Consider the following 21,822-nt stretch of genomic DNA (forward strand, 5'->3'; position numbering starts at 1 on the left):
AAGCTACTCCTTCGGGGCCACCAGAGCGGCGGTTTCGGCTATGGCCGAATCGCTGGCGGCCGCCGCTTGGGCGGCGTCTTTTACAACGTCCTCAAGAATGGCGACGGCCTGTTCGATGTGCTCTTCGCTAACATTCAGCGGCGGCAGCAAGCGCAGCATATTAGCGCCGGCCTTGCCCACCAACAGGCCTCGCTGGCGACACTGGGCTAGCAATTCGGTGTTGGGCAGCACACACTCAACCCCTAGCATTAAGCCAGTACCCGCAACGCGCTTTAACACCTCGGGATAGCGCTCGCACAGGCTCTGCAATAGCCGCTGGGTTTTATCGCCTTTGGCTTGCACACTCTGTAACAAACCGGGCTCTAGGGTAAGCTCCACTACTTTACTGGCCACCGCCATGGCCAGGGGATTACCACCGTAGGTACTGCCGTGGGTGCCCATGGGCATGGCCTGGGCCACTGCTTCGCTGGCTAAACAAGCGCCCACGGGGAAGCCGCCGCCAAGGCCCTTGGCAGAGGCCAAGACATCGGGCTCCACGCCCAATGATTGATGGGCAAACAGCGCCCCGCTGCGGCCAATACCGCATTGCACCTCGTCGAACATCAGTACCAGGTTATGCTGGTCGCATAGCTCACGCACACCGCGTAGGAATGCTTCACTGGCCGGGCGGATGCCGCCCTCGCCCTGGATGGGCTCAAGAATAATACCCGCGGTTTGCGGGCCAATCAGCGCCTCCAACGCGGCGAGATCGTCCCACGGCGCTTGGTCGAAGCCGTAGTCACCCGGGATAAACGGCTGGCAATGGGCCGGATTGCCGGCGGCTGCCACCGCCGCCATGGAGCGACCGTGGAAGCTGCCGGCCATGCCGATGATGCGAAAGCGCTCGGCACGGCCAATATGCGCTTGGTAGCCACGAATGGCTTTGAGGCCTGCCTCTACCGACTCCGTACCAGAATTGGTGAAGAAAACGCCGTGGGCGAAACTGTTAGCCGCCAGGGTGTGAGCAAGGTGCTCCGCCGCTGGCACGCGGAACATATTGGATAAATGCCACAGTTTTTGGGCTTGCTCATTCAGCGCGGCAACCAGCGCCGGATGGGCATGGCCAAAGCCGGTAACCGCGATGCCGGAGATGAAATCCAGAAACGACCGGCCGTCTTCGGTGTACAGCACGGTGCCGTCGCCATGGCTAAACACCAAGTCCATGGGGGGCGCATAGGTTGGCCACAGCGCCCCTCTAGGGTCCAGGGCCGAATTTTGTTCGGTGGGCAAGGTCGTTTCTATTGTGTTCACGGCTTAACTCCTCGTCATAGCAATTGCTGAGAAATCTAGCACGCCGCCGGCCGAATGAGCTGAGCCATTTACCCCGATTAAAATAGAATGGACGCGGCTCGCGGCCCCACACCAAAGATTCTGCGGTAACATCGACTCAAATCAGGCCTAGGCCTACTAAACGCGACTTTGGGGCGTGCTACAGTGATAAAAGACTGGCCTTAATGGTGGCGAACCCGCCCTTCCCCGCACCACACGAGCTTGCTATGAAATTGGATCGAACCGACCTAAAAATTCTTACCACGCTGCAGAAGGATGCGCGCATTACCAACCAAAACCTGGCCGACGCCATTGCCCTGTCGCCCAGCTCTTGCTTACAGCGCGTTCGGAGATTAGAAAGTGCTGGTATTATCAGCAGCTATCACGCACACATTGAGTTAAATCAGCTGTGCCGGCACCTAACTTGCCTATGCACGGTGACTATGAAGAATCACACGCAAGAGGATTTTCGCGAATTTGAAAAGCTGGTTGGCGACATTGACGAAATCGTAGAATGCCTCACCGTCAGTGGAGAATTTGATTTCTTTCTGCGAATTGTTTGCCCAGATATGCAACGCTACGTGGAAATCAACGAACAACTGGTTAGCTCCGTAAAGCACGCCATTAATATTAATACCCATGTGGTTATGATAGAAAACAAACGCTTTACCGGAGTTCACCTAAAGACACTGGGCTTGCCCGATAACTAGCACGCAGCAGGAACAAGGCATCTTGTTTGAGTTAGTTTTATTGCAGCTTATTTATCACGGCATCCAGGAAGGTTTGACGGAACCATTTACAGGCTAAGAATTTTCAGGGCTATAAAAACAAAGTAAAGGGATAAAAAAATATGAAAAACATAACGTTATCGACACTATTCACCTTAGCCATGCTTGGCTGGGGCCTGTGCTGCAAGGCCGAAGCTTTTAACACCCAACCGCGAGCGGGTTTATGGCAGAGCGATGTTAAGCTCATCATCGATGGCCGAGATATTTTGGCCGAAGTTAAAGCCATGCAAGAGCAACTTATGGCCAATTTACCAGCAAGCGCCCGGGAGGCCATGGGTAAGAGCGGCATGATGCCCAACATGAACAACGACACGCTGTCTTGCATTACCCCGCAACAGGCCGCCGATGCGAAAGACATTGATCACTGGTTGGGGCAAGCCTCCCAAGAAGGTTGCGACGTTCAAGAAACCGACCGTTCAAAGAATACCGTGGGCATAAAAGTAAGCTGCGACGGCAGCGGCGGCTACACCGGTGAATACACCGGCACCTTGAGCGTAGAATCGGAAAAGTCCTGGTCAATGACCCTACAAGGCAAAGGCACCATGGGCGATAGCGGGCCGGAAGTTGCGCAGGATATCAGCGTCAATGGCACCTGGATTTCTGACGACTGCGGCGACGTCAACCCAGAAGAATAACCTCGGGCAACCTCTTCTATACGACCACCGGCGCACAAGCCGCCGGTGGCAATCGCCTCTTAAATTCTAGTAATTGGCTACATCGGCAATTTAACGGTAACACCCATCAAACGGTTGCCTGGGACCGGCGCATCCACACTGACACTACACAGTAAAAGTCACGAAATTAATAAATATCATACCGACCAAAATCGCGCATATGCGACCGTTTATCAAACCAGCTCGTCTATTTTGAAAAACCATTGCGGCTATCGACGACACATTCGTTTTAACGGCGAGATTTTTTTGGAGCAAAGGCATGCACAAGGCCTCACTTATTGCGGCTATTTTGGTTGCGCTCAGCGGTTGCGATTTTGCCGCTGAGATCCCACCAGAAATAAATAAAGACCCCTACCCCAGCACCTACCAAGCGCTGCCTCGCACGGATTTTGCCATCACCGGCGTTACTCTACTCACCGGCACAGGCCAGCGCATCGACAACGCCGATGTGCTAGTCAGCGACGGCAAAATCACCAAAGTAGGCACCAAACTCAGAATTAAAACCGACACCTTGATCGATGGCAGTGGCCGCTGGCTAACCCCCGGTATCATTGACGTGCATTCTCACCTGGGCGCCTACCCCAGCCCCTACGTTGATTCGCATCAGGATGGCAACGAGATTACCGGCCCCAACACCGCCATGGTGTGGGTGGAGCACTCCGTGTGGCCGCAGGATCCGGGCTTTAACCGAGCTCGAGCCGGTGGCATAACCACCCTGCAAATACTGCCTGGCTCTGCCAATTTGTTCGGCGGCCGCGGCGTAACCCTAAAGAACGTCCCTGCGACCACCGTCCAGGGCATGAAGTACCCAGGCGCGCCCTATAGCTTAAAAATGGCCTGCGGAGAAAACCCCAAACGCGTATACGGCAGCCGGGAGCAAGCGCCGGGCTCTCGCATGGGCAATATGGCCGGTTTTCGCCAAGCCTGGGCGAACGCCCAACACTACCGCGCTGACTGGGCCAATTACGAAACCGGCCTAGAGAAACTCCCCCCCAAACGGGACCTACAGTTGGATACCCTAGCCGGCGTGCTGGATGGCGAAATCATGGTGCACAACCACTGCTACAAAGCCGAAGAACTGGCCATGATGATCGATATGAGCAAGGAATTTGGCTATCACGCGGGCACCTTTCATCACGCCGTGGAAGCCTACAAAGTGCCGCAGCTGCTGGCCGACAACAACGTCTGCGCCGCCATGTGGCCAGATTGGTGGGGCTTTAAAATGGAAGCCTATGATATGACCCTGGAAAACATCGCCATTGTCGATAGCGTTAAAAATGGTTGCGCCATTGTTCATTCCGATTCCGATCGCACCATTCAACGCCTCAATCAAGAAGCCGCCAAGGTGCTGTATCGCGCCCAAGGCCTGGGCTACGAAATCACGGAAGCCGATGCGATCAAGTGGATCACCAGCAACGCCGCCAAGGCGCTGGGCATTGGCCAATACACCGGCGCCATTGAAGTGGACAAACAGGCCGACCTAGTACTGTGGAATCAAAACCCATTCAGCGTATACGCCCAAGCCGAGCAAGTATTTGTGGATGGTGCCAAGGTCTATGACCGCAACGACCCAGCCTACCAAGCGGTAAGCGATTTCAATCTCGGACAATCCTTGGAGGCGCTATGATCACTTTCCCTCTGCGCCAGCTATGCCTCGGTGTTAAACACTCTGCGCTGGCCCTGGCGCTGTTCACCAGCAACCTTAGCTTGGCCGACAGCACCGCCATCATTAACGCTCGGTTGTACACCGCCACCACCGCTGACGTCAGCGTTGGCAGCGTTCTCTTTGAGGACGGCATCATCACTGAAGTCAGTGACCAACCGTTAACTGCAGATCACGTCATCGACGCCGAAGGCAAAATAGTGACCCCGGGCTTTATCGGTAGCCTCAACCATTTGGGTCTATTGGAGGTCAACGCCGTCAGTGAAAGCGACGACAGCACGGTGGAAGAAGGCGATCTATCCTTCAGCCCCGTGACCGCCTTTAACCCCGAATCCTCGGCCATCCCTTTGGCGCGCATCGGCGGCGTAACCCGCAATATCGTCACCCCTGGCGCCGGTACAAAGGCGTTTGCCGGTGTGGCCGGCAATGTGGATTTGACTGGTGACTTAACCCTTCCCAGCAGTGCGGCCAGTGCCGCAGTGGTCTATCTCTGGGGCGATCAGGAATCCTCCCGCGCCAGGCGCTTGGGTAAGATTCGAGCCGCCCTGCAAGATCGCCGTGACAACGTGGCCAAATCCGAGGCAGATAACGCCAGCGAGGCCGAAACTGCTAAAAAGGCCACTGAAAAAGAAGCAACACAAAACACCGACAACGAATCCAATAGCCAAGCCGGTGCGGATAAGCAGCCAGAGACCAAAACCGAAGATGCCCATTCGGTAGTTGAGTCGGTAGTTGAGCGCCACCTGGATGAACTGCTGGCTGGCACCCTACCGCTGCTGGCATTTTGCGACCGACCCGCCGATATACTGCAACTGTTAGCGTTAAAAGAAGAGTTTGGCCTGAAATTGATCATCGCCGGCGGCGATGGCGCCGTGGCAGTAAAAGAGCAGTTGGCCGAGGCCCAGGTTGCCGTCATCTTGGATGCGCTCAATGATCTACCCAAGAGCTTCGACAACCTCCACGCCTCGCTCAATAACGCCGCTACCTTGCATCAAGCCGGCGTCACCGTGGCCTTGGCGGTATTATCCGATGCCACCCACGCTCTCTACCAACTGCGCTTTGGTGCCGGCAACGCCATCGCCAACGGGCTACCCAAGGATGCAGCCCTAGCGGCCATTTCCCAGGTGCCGGCGCAGTTGTTTGGCATCCAGGCCGGCAGCATTGAAAAGGGACAGTCCGCCGATTTAGTTCTGTGGGAAAACGACCCCTTTGACTACACCGGCAAGGCCAGCACTATGTGGATAAACGGCGAGGAACAGTCTCTCGAAACCCGGGCCGACAAACTCCGAGACCGCTACACACAACCATCCAAACTTCCTCCGGCTTACGTAAAGTAGGCAGTACGGCAGAAGCCGGCGCCACGCTGGCGCTGCCAAATGGTGGCAAGCCTTAGCGAATTGGTTAGCAAGTTAGGACGGACAAGCTATCTCCTAGCGAGATCCTCTGTGCTTAAATTCGGCCCTAAGCTGCCACCACCAATGCCTCAACGAACGGGGCAAAGGTGGTGAAACTGTGCAATTGTCCGCCTTTAAGGGGAGCAATCGTACACCGGAACCAGCCTGATACCCCTCGCCCAGAGACTTAAGCTGTGCTTTCGTGTTAGTATGCGCCGGCTAAATAACATCCTTAGTAGTGCATCCTAAGTATTAAATAGCGCATTACCGGGAAATAAAGAACTTTTGTCAGTCCGGAGAGAAACAGTAAACATGTCACTAAAAATACTCGTAGCTGTGAAGCGGGTTGTTGACTACAACGTCAAAGTGCGCCCACTAGCAGACGGCAGCGGCGTTGATATCGCCAACGCCAAAATGTCCATTAACCCCTTCTGTGAAATCGCTGTTGAAGAGGCCGTACGTCTTAAAGAGAAAGGCGTCGCCAGTGAAGTCATCGCGGTATCCATTGGCCCTAAGCAGTCCCAAGAGCAGATTCGCACCGCTCTGGCCCTGGGCGCAGATCGCGGCATTCTGGTAGAAACCGACGACGCACTGCAACCGCTGGCCATCGCCAAGTGCCTTAAAGCGCTGGTTGAAAAAGAATCACCTGACCTCGTCATCATGGGTAAACAGTCCATCGACGGCGACAACAACCAAACCGGCCAAATGCTGGGCGCCCTGACCTCCATGGGCCAAGGTACTTTTGCCTCCGAAGTTGACGTCAACGACGGCAAGGTTAAGGTAACCCGTGAGGTTGACGGCGGCCTGCAAACCGTTGAGCTAAACCTACCAGCCATCGTCACCACAGACCTGCGCCTCAACGAACCTCGTTACGCCTCACTGCCTAACATCATGAAGGCCAAGAAAAAACCATTAGACACCACCACCCCAGCCGACCTCGGCGTAGATTCAGCGGCCAGCGTACAAACGTTGAAAGTAGAACTGCCAGCAGAGCGCTCCGCCGGTGTGATGGTAGCCGATGTGGCTGAACTGGTTGATAAACTGAAAAATGAGGCGAAGGTAATCTGATGAGTATTTTAGTAATTGCTGAGCACGATAACGCTAGCCTGAAGCCCGCCACCCTTAACGTTTTGGCCGCAGCACAAGCCATTGGTGGCGACATTGATGTACTGGTAGCCGGTGCCGATTGTGCTGGTGCTGCTGAAGCAGCCGCCGCCGCTGCCGGCGTTGCCAAAGTGATCAAAGCCGACAACGCAGCCTACGCCCATCAACTGGCCGAAAACGTCGCTCTGTTGATCGCCGAAGTGGGTAAAGGCTACAGCCACATTCTGGCTCCAGCCACCACCAACGGTAAGAACATCATGCCGCGCGCGGCTGCTCTGCTCGACACCCAAGCAATCTCCGACATTATCGCCGTGGAAAGCGCCGACACCTTCAAGCGCCCCATCTACGCCGGTAACGTCATTGCCACGATTCAGAGCAGCGACAGCATCAAAGTCATCACCGTGCGTACCACAGCATTTGATGGCGTAGCAGCTGAAGGCGGAAGCGCCAGTGTTGAGAGCATCGATACTGCCACCGACGCTGGTATCTCCACCTTCGTTGGTGAAGAGCTGGCCAAGAGCGATCGCCCAGAACTGACCGCTGCATCCATCGTCATTTCCGGTGGCCGCGGTATGCAAAACGGCGAAAACTTTGAAATGCTGTACAAAGTAGCCGACAAACTGGGCGCTGCCGTGGGTGCATCTCGTGCCGCGGTGGATGCGGGTTATGTGCCTAACGACTTGCAGGTTGGCCAAACCGGTAAAATCGTCGCCCCAGATTTGTACGTTGCCGTTGGTATCTCCGGTGCCATTCAACACTTGGCTGGTATGAAAGACAGCAAGGTGATTGTGGCGATCAACAAAGACGAAGAAGCGCCGATTTTCCAAGTGGCCGACTACGGCTTGGTTGCGGACTTGTTCACGGCAGTGCCTGAGCTAGAGCAAGCGCTCTAAGCTCAAACCACTGGTACAAAAACCCACGCTTGCGTGGGTTTTTTTATAGCTGGCTGAAACACACAAGTATTGCTGATACCTCAGCTAACGGTTTTTCTGCGAGGCAGTGCAAAAAAATTTAGTCTGGGGTGGGATGACTTTTTAGCAGCGGATACTAACTACTTATGGCATTATTGCTGGCGGGTCTGTCAAGAATTACTGACTAAGGATTGGGTCAGCTCAAACAGACGCCAAAAACAACTAACAACACCTGCGCCAATGGGCGCAATCCGCTAGATTCACTTGGGAATTAGGGAAATTTGGGGTGAGCGCTTCCGGCGAAACTTCTGGTCATAAAGAACCAAATCAGCTGTCTTACGAAGAACTGGTCAACCAAATCCGCAGCGGCAATGCGCAGGCCGAGCTGTCTATGGTGACTCGGTTCGCCCCTGGTTTGAAAACCATGCTCAACCGCAAATGCTCTCCAGATATTGCTGAAGATGTGTTTCAGGAAACCTGGCGCGTGGCCATTGAAAAGGTGCGCAAGGGCGACCTGCGTCAACCCGATCGCCTACCGGCATTTATTCATCAGATTGCCCGCAATCAAGTGGTGATGTACTACCGCAAGAATTCCGACACGCAGGAAACACCGGACGACAACGATCTGGTTGCCCCAGGTCCCAGCCCCGAACAAGCACTAGAGACCAGACGCATACAAGACCACGTACGTGGAATGATTGAGCAATTAGATACGCCAAGGGACAGAGAAATTTTAAAACGCTATTACGTTCTTGAAGAAGACAAAGAACAAATCTGCGAGGACTTGAACCTCTCCAGTCAGCACTTCAATCGAGTGATTTATCGCGCCAAAACTCGGATGAGGTCATTCTTTGTAAAAGACAATACAGTCAATGTCAAATAGAACGTAAATGTGAGACTAATTTCTACCGGCGAACACTACTACCAAGGAACCACCATTCAAGGTGGCTAAATTGCGGAGAATCCATACGTGAATAACCAATCCGAGCAGGTACAATTCGACGAGCGAGTCGACCTTTACCTTCGCGGCAAAATGTCCGAGGAAGAAGAGCTCGCCTTCGAGATCGAATACCTCGACAACCCTGACTTGTTGGCGCAAGTCGAGATGGTAGAAAGGCTAATACACGGCTTAAAGCTCAACGAAGACTCCTTTAGCCAGGCCGCCCAAGTGGCTGAGCCCAAAGCACGCTATCAAGTTAGCCAACAAGCGGCGGAGGCATCGGACTCTTTCATCAGTAAAGCCAGCGCTTGGCTAGGCAAATGGTTTACCCCTCAAACAGCCTGGGGCGCCGTGGCCGCTACCTTGTTTTTGGTGCCACTGATGTCCGTTATTAACCAGTCCGCTGGGCCCGCGTTAACCAACCCTGCGGTACAAGGCACCTACGTGCACTTGCTGGGCCAACGCGTACGCTCTGCCAACGGCGCAGCAGATACCATATTTATTGAGCCTAAGCAGCAAAACCTTGTGGTAGGTTTTGCCACGGAGCCCACCTTTGGTGTGCCAGAACCACTCACCGTAACGGTATACAACGCCGATGACGTCGTTGTTTGGCAGCAGCAAGGTTTGCAGCCCGACTACCGCTGGACGGTATACCTAAGCGTTAACACCCAAGCCATAGCGCCAGGCACCTATCGCTACGAACTCACCAATGGCGATACCATTGTTAACAGCGGCAGCTTTGCCATGCAGTACAGTGACGGCGGCCACTAAAACGCGCAAAACCGCCAGAGAGAACTTGGTATAAGCGCAGGCTTGCTGTCGAATCACAACTAATAGCTAATACGCGTTTAACCCCCCGACTCATTCGCCAGCCCAGGTACACACCTTAGCTGGCAGTGCCCCCGCCACTTTTGACTAAACGTTTTACTATACGCGCCCCCAGTTCACCTAAAAGTGGCTTTTTCAGGCTGCTATCTTCAAGCGCCTTTCTTCAAGCGCCTTCTTCAAGCGCCTTTTTTCAAGCGCCGGACCAAAACTCAACCCACCAGCAAACCGAAATAGTCAGCACTAAAGCTTGTTTGCATATGCAGGTGGCAGCAAACTACGGCTTTTCGTTAAAATCCGCCTCAAATCCATAAGAAAATATTGGCGCCAGCATTGACCTAAAAGTGTTAACTGGTTCACCATATCCTATTTTGGTGGCGAGACTTAACAACCTTTATAAGCACAAGTTAATTGATCTGAGCTGCCCCTTCAGGTTGACCGAGTCAACGCGTACCTTGTGGTTAACCAAGGTACCGTACAAGATCATTCAGGGATAGTTTTGTGGCAACGCCGATTATAAAACCCGAAATTACAAGCCCAACTCCAAAACCCTGGCGATTATTAACCATCGCCGGGCAGAGTATCGCCTCGGTTTGCCTCGCGCTGTTGTTTTCGACCAACACAGCCGCGCAAATCGCGCAAAAACAGCCACTGGCCAGCAGCAAACAACGGCACACCACGTCAGCCACTGAAAAACAGCTAACCCTGGTTTTCGACGAGCAGCAGTCGGCGGTAATCACCATTGAACAGTCACCCCACCAAACCACGCTTTTGGTGCTACCCACCTACGGCTCAGATTTGGGTGTGCACTTTAAAGAACCCTCAACACTCACCAAACAACCGGATTACAACCCGCACCTGTTGAGCAGCACGCTGTTGATCAGCGGCGAGGAATGCCAACAATGCGAAATTGTAGTTTCCCGTCCAGACGGCAAGATTAACGGTGTACCCAGTGAAATTAGCGCACAGCTAATCTTCTTTAGCGATGAGTTTGACCCGCGCCTGCACGTTGAGAAAACGCTTCAAAAGCTCAGTTCTTTGGATTACAACGTTAAAGGTAACACCCAGCTGGAAAACGCCTTTTTAGGCAGCATTGAACAACTTGAGCAATCCCATAGCCCTATCAACCAAGCGCGCGCTTGCTCCTTTCGAATAGTGTATTCGATGTACAACCAATCCAACGTTGATAACATCAACACCTTGAAGCAGTGCATTAACGTTGCCGAAGCCAACCAACAATGGGCGTCTTATTTTAGTCTTAACATAGAACATATCCGGCTAGCGCTTTGGTACCAAGACAAAGAAGAAGCTGCACTGGCGGCGCTCAAAAACCTATACCGTCAAATCCCAGAGAAGCTAACCAACAGCTCGCAAAGCGTTACCGACTATTTACTAGGCCGTACGCTTTTAACCCAGGGCATGATTGAAGCCAAGCTCGGCCGATACAGCAAAGCGGAAAGATCATTAAAAGACGCCAGCAAATTGTTCGCAGCAATTGGTAACCACTACAACCTAGCCGAGGCAGAGAGTGAAATCGGCACTATGTATCGGTTTCAAAACCAATACACCAAAGCCGCGGCCCACTTCGAAAATGCCTACAACACAAGCAAACAAAACCTACTACTTGATTCGCAACAACGTATGCGGATTCATTACCAGATGGCCGCGGTGAGCCTACTCAATGGGCAGTATTACTTGGCGTTGAAACTACTGGAAACCATCGACCAAGAAAACTACACCAAAACCAAGGTTTGGAAGGCGCATATTTTAGCGTTAAAAGCGCGTGTGCTGTTGGAATTAAACCGCCTTAACGAGGCTGAAAAAATCTACGCCCGCACCTGGACTATTTACCAAGAGCTGGGCAGCACTTCGCACCTGGCAACACTGGCCACGAACTTGTCTCGTCTGCACAGTTCGCTGGGTAATATCGAGTTAGCCAAACACTACACCGAGGAATCCGTTCGCCTGGCAGGCAACTCCTGGGGCATGGACCAAACCATTCGTATTCAACAGGCGCAGGTCAATTACCATATCGAGCAACGTGAATACGATCTAGCCCTGACGCAAATTGAGACCATAGAACAGCAGTTTACAGTAGCAAAGGATCCCTATCGTTTAGGCCGGGTACTAACGCAGAAAGGCGAGACTCTGATTCGGTTGGGTAAATATGAGGCAGCGGTGAATGTATTGGAACAAGCTCAAAGCCTGCACAATACCGCCGGTGATTATCTGTTTGAAACCAAATCCAATTATTTGATTGCCAAGGCCTTTATCCAGGCTGGGCAACCGTTTGCGCGGGTGGAGCCCTATATCACCAAAGCCAAAGGGTTGATTGAGTCCATCCGATCTAACTTCCTCGACGACCGTATCCGGCAAGAATACTTCGCTCTGCAAAAAGATCTGTACGAACTCAGCCTATCGGCACATGTCAAAGCCTCATTGCCGGCCAGCGCACTAAACAGCCTCTACGAAGCGGAAACCTTTAAAGCGCGCACCCTGTTAGAAAGCATGGCGCAAACCAAACCAGCAAAAGGACGCAGCGATAACCAAGAAATTACCTTCGACTTTTTAAATTCTAGTTTTAAAGCAGCATCTAAGCGTCCCAGCCAAGACACCACATTGGCCAAACCCAGCAAAGTGGCATTAAAACAACACCAACAGTCGCTGAAGGCCGACGAGGCTTTGGTATATTATTTTCTAGGCCAAGAACAGAGTTACCTCTGGCTAATGGACCAACAGGGTATCGAGGTTTACCCTCTGCCCAACGAATCTGAAATTGCACAGCAAACAATCGCCCTGGTGGAGCTTATCAACAGTAACCCTGCGGTTTCTAACAGTCGCAGCCACTGGGCCAATATTTTACAGGCCGATAAAACGCTGAGTGAGACTTTGCTGGAGCCCATTGCACAAAGAATAAGTCGATACCAGCAAATTACCGTGGTGCCCGATGGCGTGTTGCACCGATTACCCTACGCTGTGCTTTTATCGCCAGCCCAGAACTACCAACAGCCACTGACAAAAACACTCGCGGTCGGCTACGCCAACTCGATAGCAACACTGCACCACTTAAAACAAAGGCGCAGGCCCATCGGAGCCAACAAAGGTTTGTTGATGATTGCCAACCCGGCAATGGAAATCGCTGAAAGCGGCACAAACGAAAGCGATAATTTGGTGTTGCAGCAATTGCCGGCGGCTGAAATGGAAGCCAACAAATTAATTAACCTGTGGGGTTCCGTGAGCAAAAGCACGTTACTGCTGGGCCGTAGAGCCAGCAAAGAAAGCCTGTATGCGTCGTCGCCAGAGGACTACCAGGTTATTCACTTTGCCAGCCACGCAAAAATTAACTGGGATAACCCAACCGATAGCGCCATCAAACTGGCCAGCACCAATAGCAACGATAGCAGTGACAGCGCCGACCTTACCTTGGCGGAAATCACCGAACTGAAATTAAATGCTGAGCTAGTTGTATTAAGCGCTTGTGAAACGGCCAGCGGGCAACTGCGCGGAGGGGAAGGTCCCATTGGTTTATCCCGGGCGTTTTTTGAAGCCGGCGCCAATCGCGTACTAGCGTCTCTTTGGCCGGTTGAAGACCACGCCACGGCGGCTTTATTAGAGCTATTTTACAGCGCGATTTTACAGGATGAAATTAGTCCAGGCGAAGCCTTGCAAATAGCGCAACAAAAAATGATGAATAACCGGGAGTATGCTCACCCCTATTATTGGAGTGGCTTTATTTTTATTGGCGATGACAGAACGTGGACCAACTCCGACGCAACTTTGATCAGCCAAGCCGTACAACGGTCGTCACTACAAATCAGCGGGCTAACCGCCAGGGGGATTTCGCAAGCTGAATAGCCCCAGTTTGCTTGAGCGCCTTGGCTAAGGCCAATTAACGATAGGTCTGTTTTTGTATAAAGGCCCAACCAACATGGGTAGGTTTTTTTAATTAATTAATAATGACCAGCAAGGATGTGAACTATGCAAGACCAAAGCTCAACCCAATCGTTTGAAATACTGATCACCCATTCTGATTTCTATATTCAAAATAAAGATGTAAAGGCTTCGCCGTGGTTTACAAGCGGTGACATCCTAAGCGTAACAATGCCCACTGCCAGCGACCAAGATCCGACTCTCGTTGTTTATAACCCCGCGAGCACAGATAAGCTTTCTTTCAAAACCATCAACAATACCTACAGCTGTAACGCGCTATCTGCGGCTACTTTGTTTGTGACTTTCGACGTACAACTGGAGGATGCGCCAGAATTTAAATGGCGATTTGAGCTTTTTTCACAGCGCATTCCTTCGAAAGTCTGTTACAAACCCAACAACCAAGATTTAGAAACACGCTATAACTTCTACGTCTTAGACCAGAGATTCGACCATAAGGATACCTCCTGCGGGCAACCCCAGCACAATGGTAACGATGGCAGTGGCGGCGGCCTAAATAGAAAGTAGCCAATGAAACTATATATCGGCGAACCTATTGAGCATTCTGGCACGCCGTTTTGCGGTGCGCTGGGCGCGTTTGTGACTGCCCCAAACACTGACCAGGTTGGCTTGATCAGCGCCGCCCACGTTATCGCCAATCAAAAGGCGCGCAGGGGCGATACGCTGACGGTGGATGTAAACACCAACACTGGGCTAATTAAACGCGCTGTGGCTAGGTTAGACCGGCGCGCCTTTAATAACCATTGCGATGCTGCAATAGCCTGGCTGGAGCCAGGCATCCAGCCTTACTTTCAAGTCCCACACTTAAACACCGAATTCACCGCTGTTCGCGATCCCAAGGTGGGCGATATTCTCACCAAAATTGGCGGCCGTTCTGGCCTGCGACGCGGCCGGGTCACCGCCATTGGTGACTACCCTACCCGCTACGACGGCGAGATAAAAAACGTCCGCGCCATGTACTTGGAGCCGCTGTACGAAACCGACGAACACAAGGTGCTCAGTGAAAACGGCGATTGTGGTTCCGTTTGGTTTGACGCCAACACTGGAGCAGCCGTGGGTTTGCATTTTGCCGGTGAAAGCTTTTCTGCCTACGGCCCCCTGCACGCCAAGGCGTGCTTTTTATCCACCACATTAGACCAATTGCAGGTGTCACTTTGCACCGCACAGTGCGTTGAGGCGTGAAGATTACGATGCCACTACTGTGCAGCAAGGCCGTAATACCTTCTATCGAAACCGGCGCCTGTGCACGCCTAGGGCCTGTTGACACTAATTTGGCACCACTGCTGGAGGCCAGCTTCCCGTTCAACTAGGCGCCAATCGTGAAATGTAGTGGGCCTACATAAGCGATTGGCAACAACGTTGAGCGGGAAGCTGGCCCCAGCCCTACGGGTTGAGCCAGGAAATAGCCCACTCGTTGTTGCTCGCCGCTTATTTGGGCCCACCAAACTTCCCAGCTCGCGCCTAGATTGGACTATTTCCTGACTCAACAGAGGCTCCGAATTAGAGTCAACAGGCCCTGGCAAGCACTCACTTCTGATACAATGCCCGGCTATGTTTAGCAAACAGTTGCCCTTGGTTAGCACCGTGAAATGGACTTTATACCGCCCAAATACCACCGCAATAGGTAAGACTTTCGTAGGCCGAGGCTTGTGCCACACATTACGGCTTATATTAGCGCTTACCTATATGCCGGTTATTGCCGCCGAGCCCGTGGAGCGGAAAATTACCGTGGCGTTCAATAACACGGAAACAGCGACGGTGTCGTTTTCTCAAACGGTAGACCAATTTACGCTACTCACCCTACCCACCCATGGCTTGGCGTATAGCCTATCCCATACCAGCCAACCCATCAGTGCCGGTGACTCTACCCCCCCCGTGCAGCAAATTAGCAGTGATGCATTCTTCACTATGGAAACGCGTTTATTGTTAACCGCACAGGATTGCCAGCAGTGTGAAATTACCGTTATCCGAGCACCGAGCGAATACAGCCCATCTGTGGCAGAGCTATCAATTACCTCCTATCAAAACGATGGTCATCGCGACCGATTGGCCGCCGAAAAATACTATCGACTCCTCTTTAGTGACGGCTTATTTGACGATTTATTGGTAGACGCGGGCCAAACTGCAAAACGTTTTACCGCATTAAATACCGCCGACGACAAACTCCGGGCCTGCGAGTTGGATTTATTCCGAGTCAACGAATCCTTGGAAGCCTCGGCTAAAGTTGCTAAGCGTTGTGCTGCGTTGGCAGAAAAACTGAACAAACCCCATTTGGTTAATTTATTCACGGTTGAGCAAGCCCGTTATTTCTGGCACATGGATAAAACCGATGCCGCCATTGCCAACCTTACCCAGGTGCTCGAACAAAACCAAGCAAGCGGATCAGACGTCGCCTTTGTCAACGCAAACGCGGAGCTGTTGCTGGGTATGATCCACAACAAAAAAGGCGAGTACGCCAGCGCCGATGAGTATTTTCAGCGGGCGGCCGAACAATTCGACACACTGGGTGAAAAAACGCTGATGACCGATGCGTTGGTGGAACAAGGGCTGTCGTTGCGTTTTCGCAACCAAATGACCAAGGCTGCCAAAGTGCTGGAGCGTGCCTATGGCGTTAGCCAAGCCGCGTTACGCCACTACGACTATCAAACTGCCAATATCAAATACAATATGGCCATCGTCAGTGCACTGAGTGGCCAGTACTACCACGCTTGGCGGCTCATCGATTCTTTGCAAAGCTACGCCGATAACGGCGCAACACCGCTGTGGCGAGCTCATATTTTGGCGGCCAAAGCACGTATTATTATGGAGTTGGGGCGGCTAGATGAAGCCGAAGCCCTGTATCAAGAAGTGTGGCACTTATACGAAAAACTGGGTGCCAACTCCCACTTGGCCACCGTGGCAAACAACCTGGCTAATTTATACATCGACCGCGGTGACTTTGAGCAGGCGCGCAACTATTTAGAACAAGCCAATCAATTTTGGGGGTCGCAGTGGGGCGAAGAACAAAACCTGCGCATTCGTCAGGCCCGGGTAAATTATTACCAAGCCAACGATGATATCGAAGCAGCCCTGGCAGAACTGGCGGCCATGGCGCCTATGGTGGAAGCCTCCAACGACAACTACCGGCACGGCCGCTTTCTAAGCCAGAAAGCCAACGCCCAGATATTGCAGCAACAATTTGAACCTGCGCTACGCACCCTAGAGCGAGCCTTGGTGTTGCACAAAAAGGCCAACGATGACCTGGCCAGCACCCGCAGCCATTACCTTACGGCGGTGGCCTTGTACCGCGCACAGAAGCCCCTGCAGCAGATCTCTGAGCACTTAGAACAAGCCATTGGCATCATTGAATCCAAGCGCTCGCAGATGACGGACGACCGCGTACGCCAAGAATACTTTGCCCTGCAAAAAAATATTTACGAATTGGCCATTCGTGCCAACCTTACCTTGGAGGACCAGGCCAGAATCCTCACCGGGTTACACCATGCCGAAAATTTCCGGGCTCGAACGCTGTACGAAAACCTGCTGCAAAAAACCGCGATTGGTGCTGAAGACGGCGAAGGCACACTGCTGAAATCCAGCTTCGATATTTTTGCCAACAAACCCACTGCCGAACAATTGCCCAAGCTGAGCTTCACGCAGTTACAGCAATATCAACAGGCGTTACCCAGTGGCGATGCACTGTTGTATTTTTTCGTTGGCGAGGAACAAAGTTACGTTTGGTTTATTGCTGCAGGCCAGGTAAAAATGCAATTGCTGCCCGCGGCGCACGAACTCAACGAGCAAATTTTGCCGCTGGTTGAGTTAATGGATCAACGCCCCAGCACGAGCACCCAAGCCTCGCCTTGGCAGTCTTTAGTTGCCAGTAATCGGCAAGTCAGTGATCTACTACTCGGCCCACTGGCGGATCAGTTAAACGGCGTGAACAACCTCACCGTTATACCCGATGGCGTTTTGCACCGGCTGCCTTTTGCCTACCTACTGGACCCAAACGCCAGCAAACCAGCCCCCATTATTGCCAGCACCAATATCCGCTACGCAAGCTCCATCGCCACTGATAACTGGTTAAACCGAGAAAAACCCAGCAGCCAACACGCCAAGGGAATCTTATTAGTGGCCAACCCCAAGCTCACCACAGACTCAACGGCAGTGGCCGCCCTGCGCGATGGCAATGGTTTGGGCAACCTCCCGTTTGCCGAAAAGGAAGCCGACGCCCTAATGAAATTATGGCGTCAGCGTGGCGACAGCTATCTGCTGGCCCGTGAAAACGCCACTAAACAAAATTTCACTCAGTCCACACCCAACGACTACCAAGTGGTGCACTTCGCCGGCCACGCCACCATCAACTGGGATAACCCAGCCCTCAGTGCAATTAAACTGTCACCGGGAAATGATCTGAATGACAACTCCTTAAACGGGGCGGATCTTACACTGAGCGATATTGCCCAACTGGAGCTGAACTCCGAGTTGGTGGTGCTAAGCGCATGCGAAACCGCCGCTGGCAAACTCACCACGGGCGAAGGCCCCATCGGTTTATCGCGCGCGTTTTTCGAGGCTGGCAGCGCTCGAGTACTCGCCTCATTGTGGCCCGTGGACGACACCGCCACAGCTTTACTTTTGGAGTACTTTTACCAAGCACTGTTACAAGAACAACTGGCGCCCGCCCAAGCCTTACGCTCGGCGCAGTTAAAAATGTTGCAAAACCCCGACTACTTCCATCCCTTCTACTGGGCCGGATTTATCTTTATCGGCAAAAACGCGGCTTGGCTTGGGCAGCAGAACGCGGCAAACAGCACCGCTATTACCTCGCCTACCTTTTGGCCATTATACGCCCACTATTCGGTAAGCGAAAACTAGCCCGTCAGCCCACCGCAGTTTTAAGTGCACTCGCCCCATACGTGCGCCCTTCACCACAATTTACAACCACAAGTGAGATAAACCCTAATCGCTGCGCACCTGCATAATTAGGCTCGCCAGGATGGGAGTGATTTTCAATTTTCGATTTAACGGCCGTATTACTTTCGTAGCCAATTAATACTTGGAGGAAGCCATGGATCCAACTTCGTTATCCGGCGCATCAGCAGAGCACAAGGATGTGAACCTTAAAATCGATAGTTCCACTTTCACCTTGGACATAGAAGACAGAACCTGGATCGGCCCAGGGGATCACTTAAAAGTAAGCTTTGCCAAGGCTGCTGCCAGCCCACCCACGCTAACCATCGTGGATGGCCAGAACCCGAAAAAAACACTGACCTTCAGCCCCAACGCACAGGTGCCATTCAAAAAAGTCGATTTATCCACCTACACAGAATATCTGACATTCAGTGTTGAGCATGCCATTGGCGGTGGTGACAAATACGTTTGGCAGGTTGAAATCGTGCGTGATCGCATTCCCGATGCTATCAAAGGCAAACCGGGCCACTACCAAAGTCAGGTTAATTTCTTTTTTAACAAGCTATTACCCAGACACGTTCAGCCAGGGCCAGATCGTGGCAGCGGTGGAGGTTTTCAACCTAACTAACGGCCGTTGGGACGAAATAGCGGCAAGCACTAAAAAATCACCGTTTTGTATTTCACTTGCGCGAACTAGTAGGGATGCGGTTTCAGGATAAACACTGACAAGGAACCTTTTATGTTGATGGCGAAATCTGCCCTAGCCCAAACGGATGGCGCCCCTTGGGCACCGATTGGCGCTTCCGTGGCACACCGTAAGTGTTTGGCCGGCACTCTGGGTTGTTACGTGCGCTGCACCACTAGCCAGCGAATTGGGCTACTGAGCAACTGGCACGTGCTCAGCCACAGCTTGGCTCAACCCGGTGATCGAATAAATTGGCACCGGCCAACGCAACAACCCACGTTTACGCAGTACAAACAGCATATTCCCATCGCCCAATTGGGCGATGGGTTTATCGATGCGGATGGTGACGCCGCCGTTGCCTGGTTGACCCCAGAACCTACTCAGCTTCCCGTAAAACTAGGCTCTTTTACCGGCACTCGCCGAGCACAAGTGGGAGATATTTTGGCCAAAGTCGGAGCCAGCAGCGGCCTGACCCGAGCCAGAGTCACCGCCTGCGGCCCGTTTCCTTTAGTGTTTTCGCAACGGGTTATTACAATCAATGCCATCCAATTGGAACCGCTGGATGAACAGCCGCAACACCAGACGATATGCGCGGCCGGCGACAGCGGCTCGGTTTGGTTTGATGAAAAAACCAACCAGGCGGTCGCGCTGCATTTTGCCGGCCAACCCAATCCATTTGTGGGACCGGTAAACGCACAAGCCGCGGATATAGGAACGGTTTTAATGCGCTTAAACCTCTCGATTTTGTAGAGGAAATAAACTGTTTCTGCAGACGAACAATCACGCCGGCTATTAATTGGCACCAGTGATTAATTTGTTTTACATTGAGTGAGATTATTTTTCAGATGGCGCACTAATAGTCATATAAGCTACACGCCGCAACATTGTGGCCATAGGTTTTAATAACACTACTGGATTTCCTAGTACGGGAATTCAGCTCAGGGAGGAGCGCCGGTAAATGTTAATCGCGTGGCCGAAAACCGTGTTGATAGTGAATACGAATGCTAGGAAATGATTGTGCAGCAAGACCAAACCTCAGATTCCGACTCGCCTTTTTCACACGCCTTCGCGTTGTTTGGTGAACGAACTGAGGTCATCGGTATTGACATCGGCACCCTACCCATAGCCCACGGCGACTGCCCGGTGGGGATACGAGTGCACGTGGCTACACCGGCGGATGTATTGCGCCTGCATCAGGTGTTGCGCGTGCCCGACGACATTAACGGTGTGCGTCTAATGCTGTTGCCCACGCAATACCGCACGGTGGCCAGCAAACCCAATAAAGCCGACCCATCCGCTGTGACTAAATACACCATCCAAGCCGAGGGCCTGGGACAGTTGATGAACCAAATCCTGGCCAAGCAGCATCCCTTAGCCGGCCGCAACCATACGTTAATCGCCACCTCCGGTAGTAATGGCCAGGTGATCGCCCCCACCGTAGCCAGTGCGGCTAGCGAGATTTTAAAAACCCTGGAAGTGCTGGAAGAAAGTATTAAATGCACACCGGACGCCACAGCCCCCATACTGTGTTACCGCATTGGCCACTTCAACGATATCGCCCCTATAGAGCTGTCCATCACCAACGCCGCTAATGGTTTTAAGCATACCCATAGCGGCACCAAATTTGTGGTTGATGGTTGCGGTGTCTACACCCATCAATCCGACAAACCCGAGCGTTTCGTGGAGGGTTTTAGGGTCATCCCGGCCAGCTAGAGCCCACAACATTCCCTTGCCATTACCTCCCCACCAAGCAAGGTTCGCATTCTAGCGCTGGGGCCAGTAGAATTTGCGCCCCGACGTTAACCGCTATTCATTCATGCTATGGCCGATTTTAGCACTGACTACCTCAACCGTTTTGGTGGCATTGGCCGCCTCTATGGCAACCAAGCACTGGCGGCCTTACAGCGCGCGCACTTTGTGGTGTTGGGTATTGGAGGCGTGGGCAGCTGGGCCGCAGAAGCCCTGGCCCGCACCGGCGTGGGCAATCTAACACTGGTAGATTTGGACGATATTTGCGTTTCCAACAGCAATCGCCAGGTACATACCCTTGCCGATACTATTGGCCAAATGAAAACCGAGGTTATGGCACAGCGGTTACGCGCCATAAACCCAGAACTCAACGTGCATGTGGTAGCAGACTTTATCCACGCCCAAAATCTCAGCACCATCATCACCGATGCCCACACCGGCGTATTAGATGCCATCGACTCCACCAAATCTAAAGCGGCGTTAATTGCTTTTTGTAAGCGTCGTAAGTTGCCCTTTGTAACGGTGGGTTCGGCCGGTGGCAAACGCGACCCAAGGGCCATTACCAGCGGCGATTTGACCCGCACCACCAACGACCCACTATTGGCAAAAGTACGCAATACCTTGCGCCGGGAATACGGATTCTCACGCAATACTAGGCGGGTATTTTCGGTAGAAGCCATCTACTCCACAGAGCAGATGACCTATCCAGACGGCAACGGCGAAACTTGCCACAGTGCAGCCGGGCTGGGGGATTCTGTACGGCTGGATTGCAGTGGCGGCTTTGGCGCCGCCACTATGGTGACCGGCAGTTTTGGTTTTGTTGCGGCCAGCCGGCTGGTGGACATTTACCTACGCAAGGATGCGTTAAAGTCGGCCCGTCGTCAGGATGCTCGGGTCAAGCAAGAGCTAGAGAACGAGCAACAGCCTGAAAACGACTCTTAAC

Annotated in this window: 17 protein-coding genes; 16 read left to right on the forward strand and 1 reads right to left on the reverse strand. The window is 52.7% G+C overall.

The features are described 5' to 3' along the window. Window positions 1–3 precede the first annotated feature (3 nt). On the reverse strand, window positions 4–1,290 hold the full coding sequence (locus tag ACGHM3_RS19230; RefSeq protein ID WP_345423979.1) for an aspartate aminotransferase family protein: 1,287 nt from the start codon (window positions 1,288–1,290) through the stop codon (window positions 4–6). A 245-nt stretch (window positions 1,291–1,535) separates the two neighbouring features. Between ACGHM3_RS19230 and ACGHM3_RS19235 the strand changes: the two genes are divergently transcribed. From ACGHM3_RS19235 to tcdA, 16 genes are all read left to right on the forward strand, one after another. Further along, window positions 1,536–2,018 (forward strand): Lrp/AsnC family transcriptional regulator, encoded by a 483-nt coding sequence (locus ACGHM3_RS19235; RefSeq protein WP_345423976.1) that lies wholly within the window; start codon window positions 1,536–1,538, stop codon window positions 2,016–2,018. A 140-nt stretch (window positions 2,019–2,158) separates the two neighbouring features. Next, window positions 2,159–2,731, forward strand: a complete 573-nt coding sequence (locus tag ACGHM3_RS19240) for a DUF3617 domain-containing protein (RefSeq protein ID WP_345423973.1) — start codon at window positions 2,159–2,161, stop codon at window positions 2,729–2,731. A gap of 298 nt (window positions 2,732–3,029) precedes the next feature. Next, window positions 3,030–4,397: an amidohydrolase gene (locus ACGHM3_RS19245; RefSeq protein ID WP_345423970.1), complete on the forward strand. Its 1,368-nt coding sequence runs from the start codon at window positions 3,030–3,032 to the stop codon at window positions 4,395–4,397. Next, entirely contained in the window at window positions 4,394–5,770 is a 1,377-nt protein-coding gene (locus tag ACGHM3_RS19250; RefSeq protein ID WP_345423967.1) for an amidohydrolase family protein, read from the forward strand. Before ACGHM3_RS19245 ends, ACGHM3_RS19250 begins: the two co-directional genes overlap by 4 nt. A 369-nt stretch (window positions 5,771–6,139) precedes the next feature. Next, on the forward strand, window positions 6,140–6,895 hold the full coding sequence (locus tag ACGHM3_RS19255) for an electron transfer flavoprotein subunit beta/FixA family protein (RefSeq protein WP_345423964.1): 756 nt from the start codon (window positions 6,140–6,142) through the stop codon (window positions 6,893–6,895). After that, complete coding sequence (locus ACGHM3_RS19260) at window positions 6,895–7,824, forward strand: FAD-binding protein (RefSeq protein WP_345423961.1); 930 nt, start codon at window positions 6,895–6,897, stop codon at window positions 7,822–7,824. The genes ACGHM3_RS19255 and ACGHM3_RS19260 overlap by 1 nt, the downstream gene beginning before the upstream one ends. A gap of 304 nt (window positions 7,825–8,128) precedes the next feature. Continuing rightward, entirely contained in the window at window positions 8,129–8,725 is a 597-nt protein-coding gene (locus ACGHM3_RS19265; protein WP_345423958.1) for a sigma-70 family RNA polymerase sigma factor, read from the forward strand. A gap of 87 nt (window positions 8,726–8,812) precedes the next feature. Then, window positions 8,813–9,553, forward strand: a complete 741-nt coding sequence (locus ACGHM3_RS19270) for a hypothetical protein (protein ID WP_345423955.1) — start codon at window positions 8,813–8,815, stop codon at window positions 9,551–9,553. Window positions 9,554–10,108: 555 nt separating this feature from the next. After that, a complete protein-coding gene (locus tag ACGHM3_RS19275; protein ID WP_345423952.1) occupies window positions 10,109–13,462 on the forward strand; it encodes a CHAT domain-containing protein in 3,354 nt (1,117 codons plus the stop codon). Window positions 13,463–13,585: 123 nt separating this feature from the next. Continuing rightward, window positions 13,586–14,062, forward strand: a complete 477-nt coding sequence (locus ACGHM3_RS19280; RefSeq protein WP_345423949.1) for a hypothetical protein — start codon at window positions 13,586–13,588, stop codon at window positions 14,060–14,062. Between the two features lie 3 nt (window positions 14,063–14,065). Continuing rightward, window positions 14,066–14,737 carry a hypothetical protein gene (locus ACGHM3_RS19285; protein ID WP_345423946.1) on the forward strand — a complete coding sequence of 224 codons (672 nt, stop codon included), beginning with the start codon at window positions 14,066–14,068 and terminating at the stop codon, window positions 14,735–14,737. Between the two features lie 402 nt (window positions 14,738–15,139). Beyond that, the gene (locus tag ACGHM3_RS19290; RefSeq protein WP_345423943.1) at window positions 15,140–18,409 is read left to right on the forward strand and encodes a CHAT domain-containing protein; all 3,270 of its coding nucleotides are present in this window, start codon (window positions 15,140–15,142) and stop codon (window positions 18,407–18,409) included. 193 nt (window positions 18,410–18,602) lie between these two features. Further along, a complete protein-coding gene (locus tag ACGHM3_RS19295; protein WP_345423940.1) occupies window positions 18,603–19,073 on the forward strand; it encodes a hypothetical protein in 471 nt (156 codons plus the stop codon). 111 nt (window positions 19,074–19,184) lie between these two features. Continuing rightward, window positions 19,185–19,880: a hypothetical protein gene (locus ACGHM3_RS19300; protein WP_345423937.1), complete on the forward strand. Its 696-nt coding sequence runs from the start codon at window positions 19,185–19,187 to the stop codon at window positions 19,878–19,880. 267 nt (window positions 19,881–20,147) lie between these two features. Continuing rightward, window positions 20,148–20,843: a hypothetical protein gene (locus tag ACGHM3_RS19305; protein WP_345423934.1), complete on the forward strand. Its 696-nt coding sequence runs from the start codon at window positions 20,148–20,150 to the stop codon at window positions 20,841–20,843. A gap of 108 nt (window positions 20,844–20,951) precedes the next feature. Next, window positions 20,952–21,821 carry a tRNA cyclic N6-threonylcarbamoyladenosine(37) synthase TcdA gene (gene tcdA, locus ACGHM3_RS19310; protein WP_345423931.1) on the forward strand — a complete coding sequence of 290 codons (870 nt, stop codon included), beginning with the start codon at window positions 20,952–20,954 and terminating at the stop codon, window positions 21,819–21,821. Window position 21,822: the final 1 nt, after the last annotated feature.

It is taken from the genome of Halioxenophilus aromaticivorans (genome assembly GCF_042850945.1).
Taxonomy (GTDB): Bacteria; Pseudomonadota; Gammaproteobacteria; order Pseudomonadales; family Cellvibrionaceae; genus Halioxenophilus; species Halioxenophilus aromaticivorans.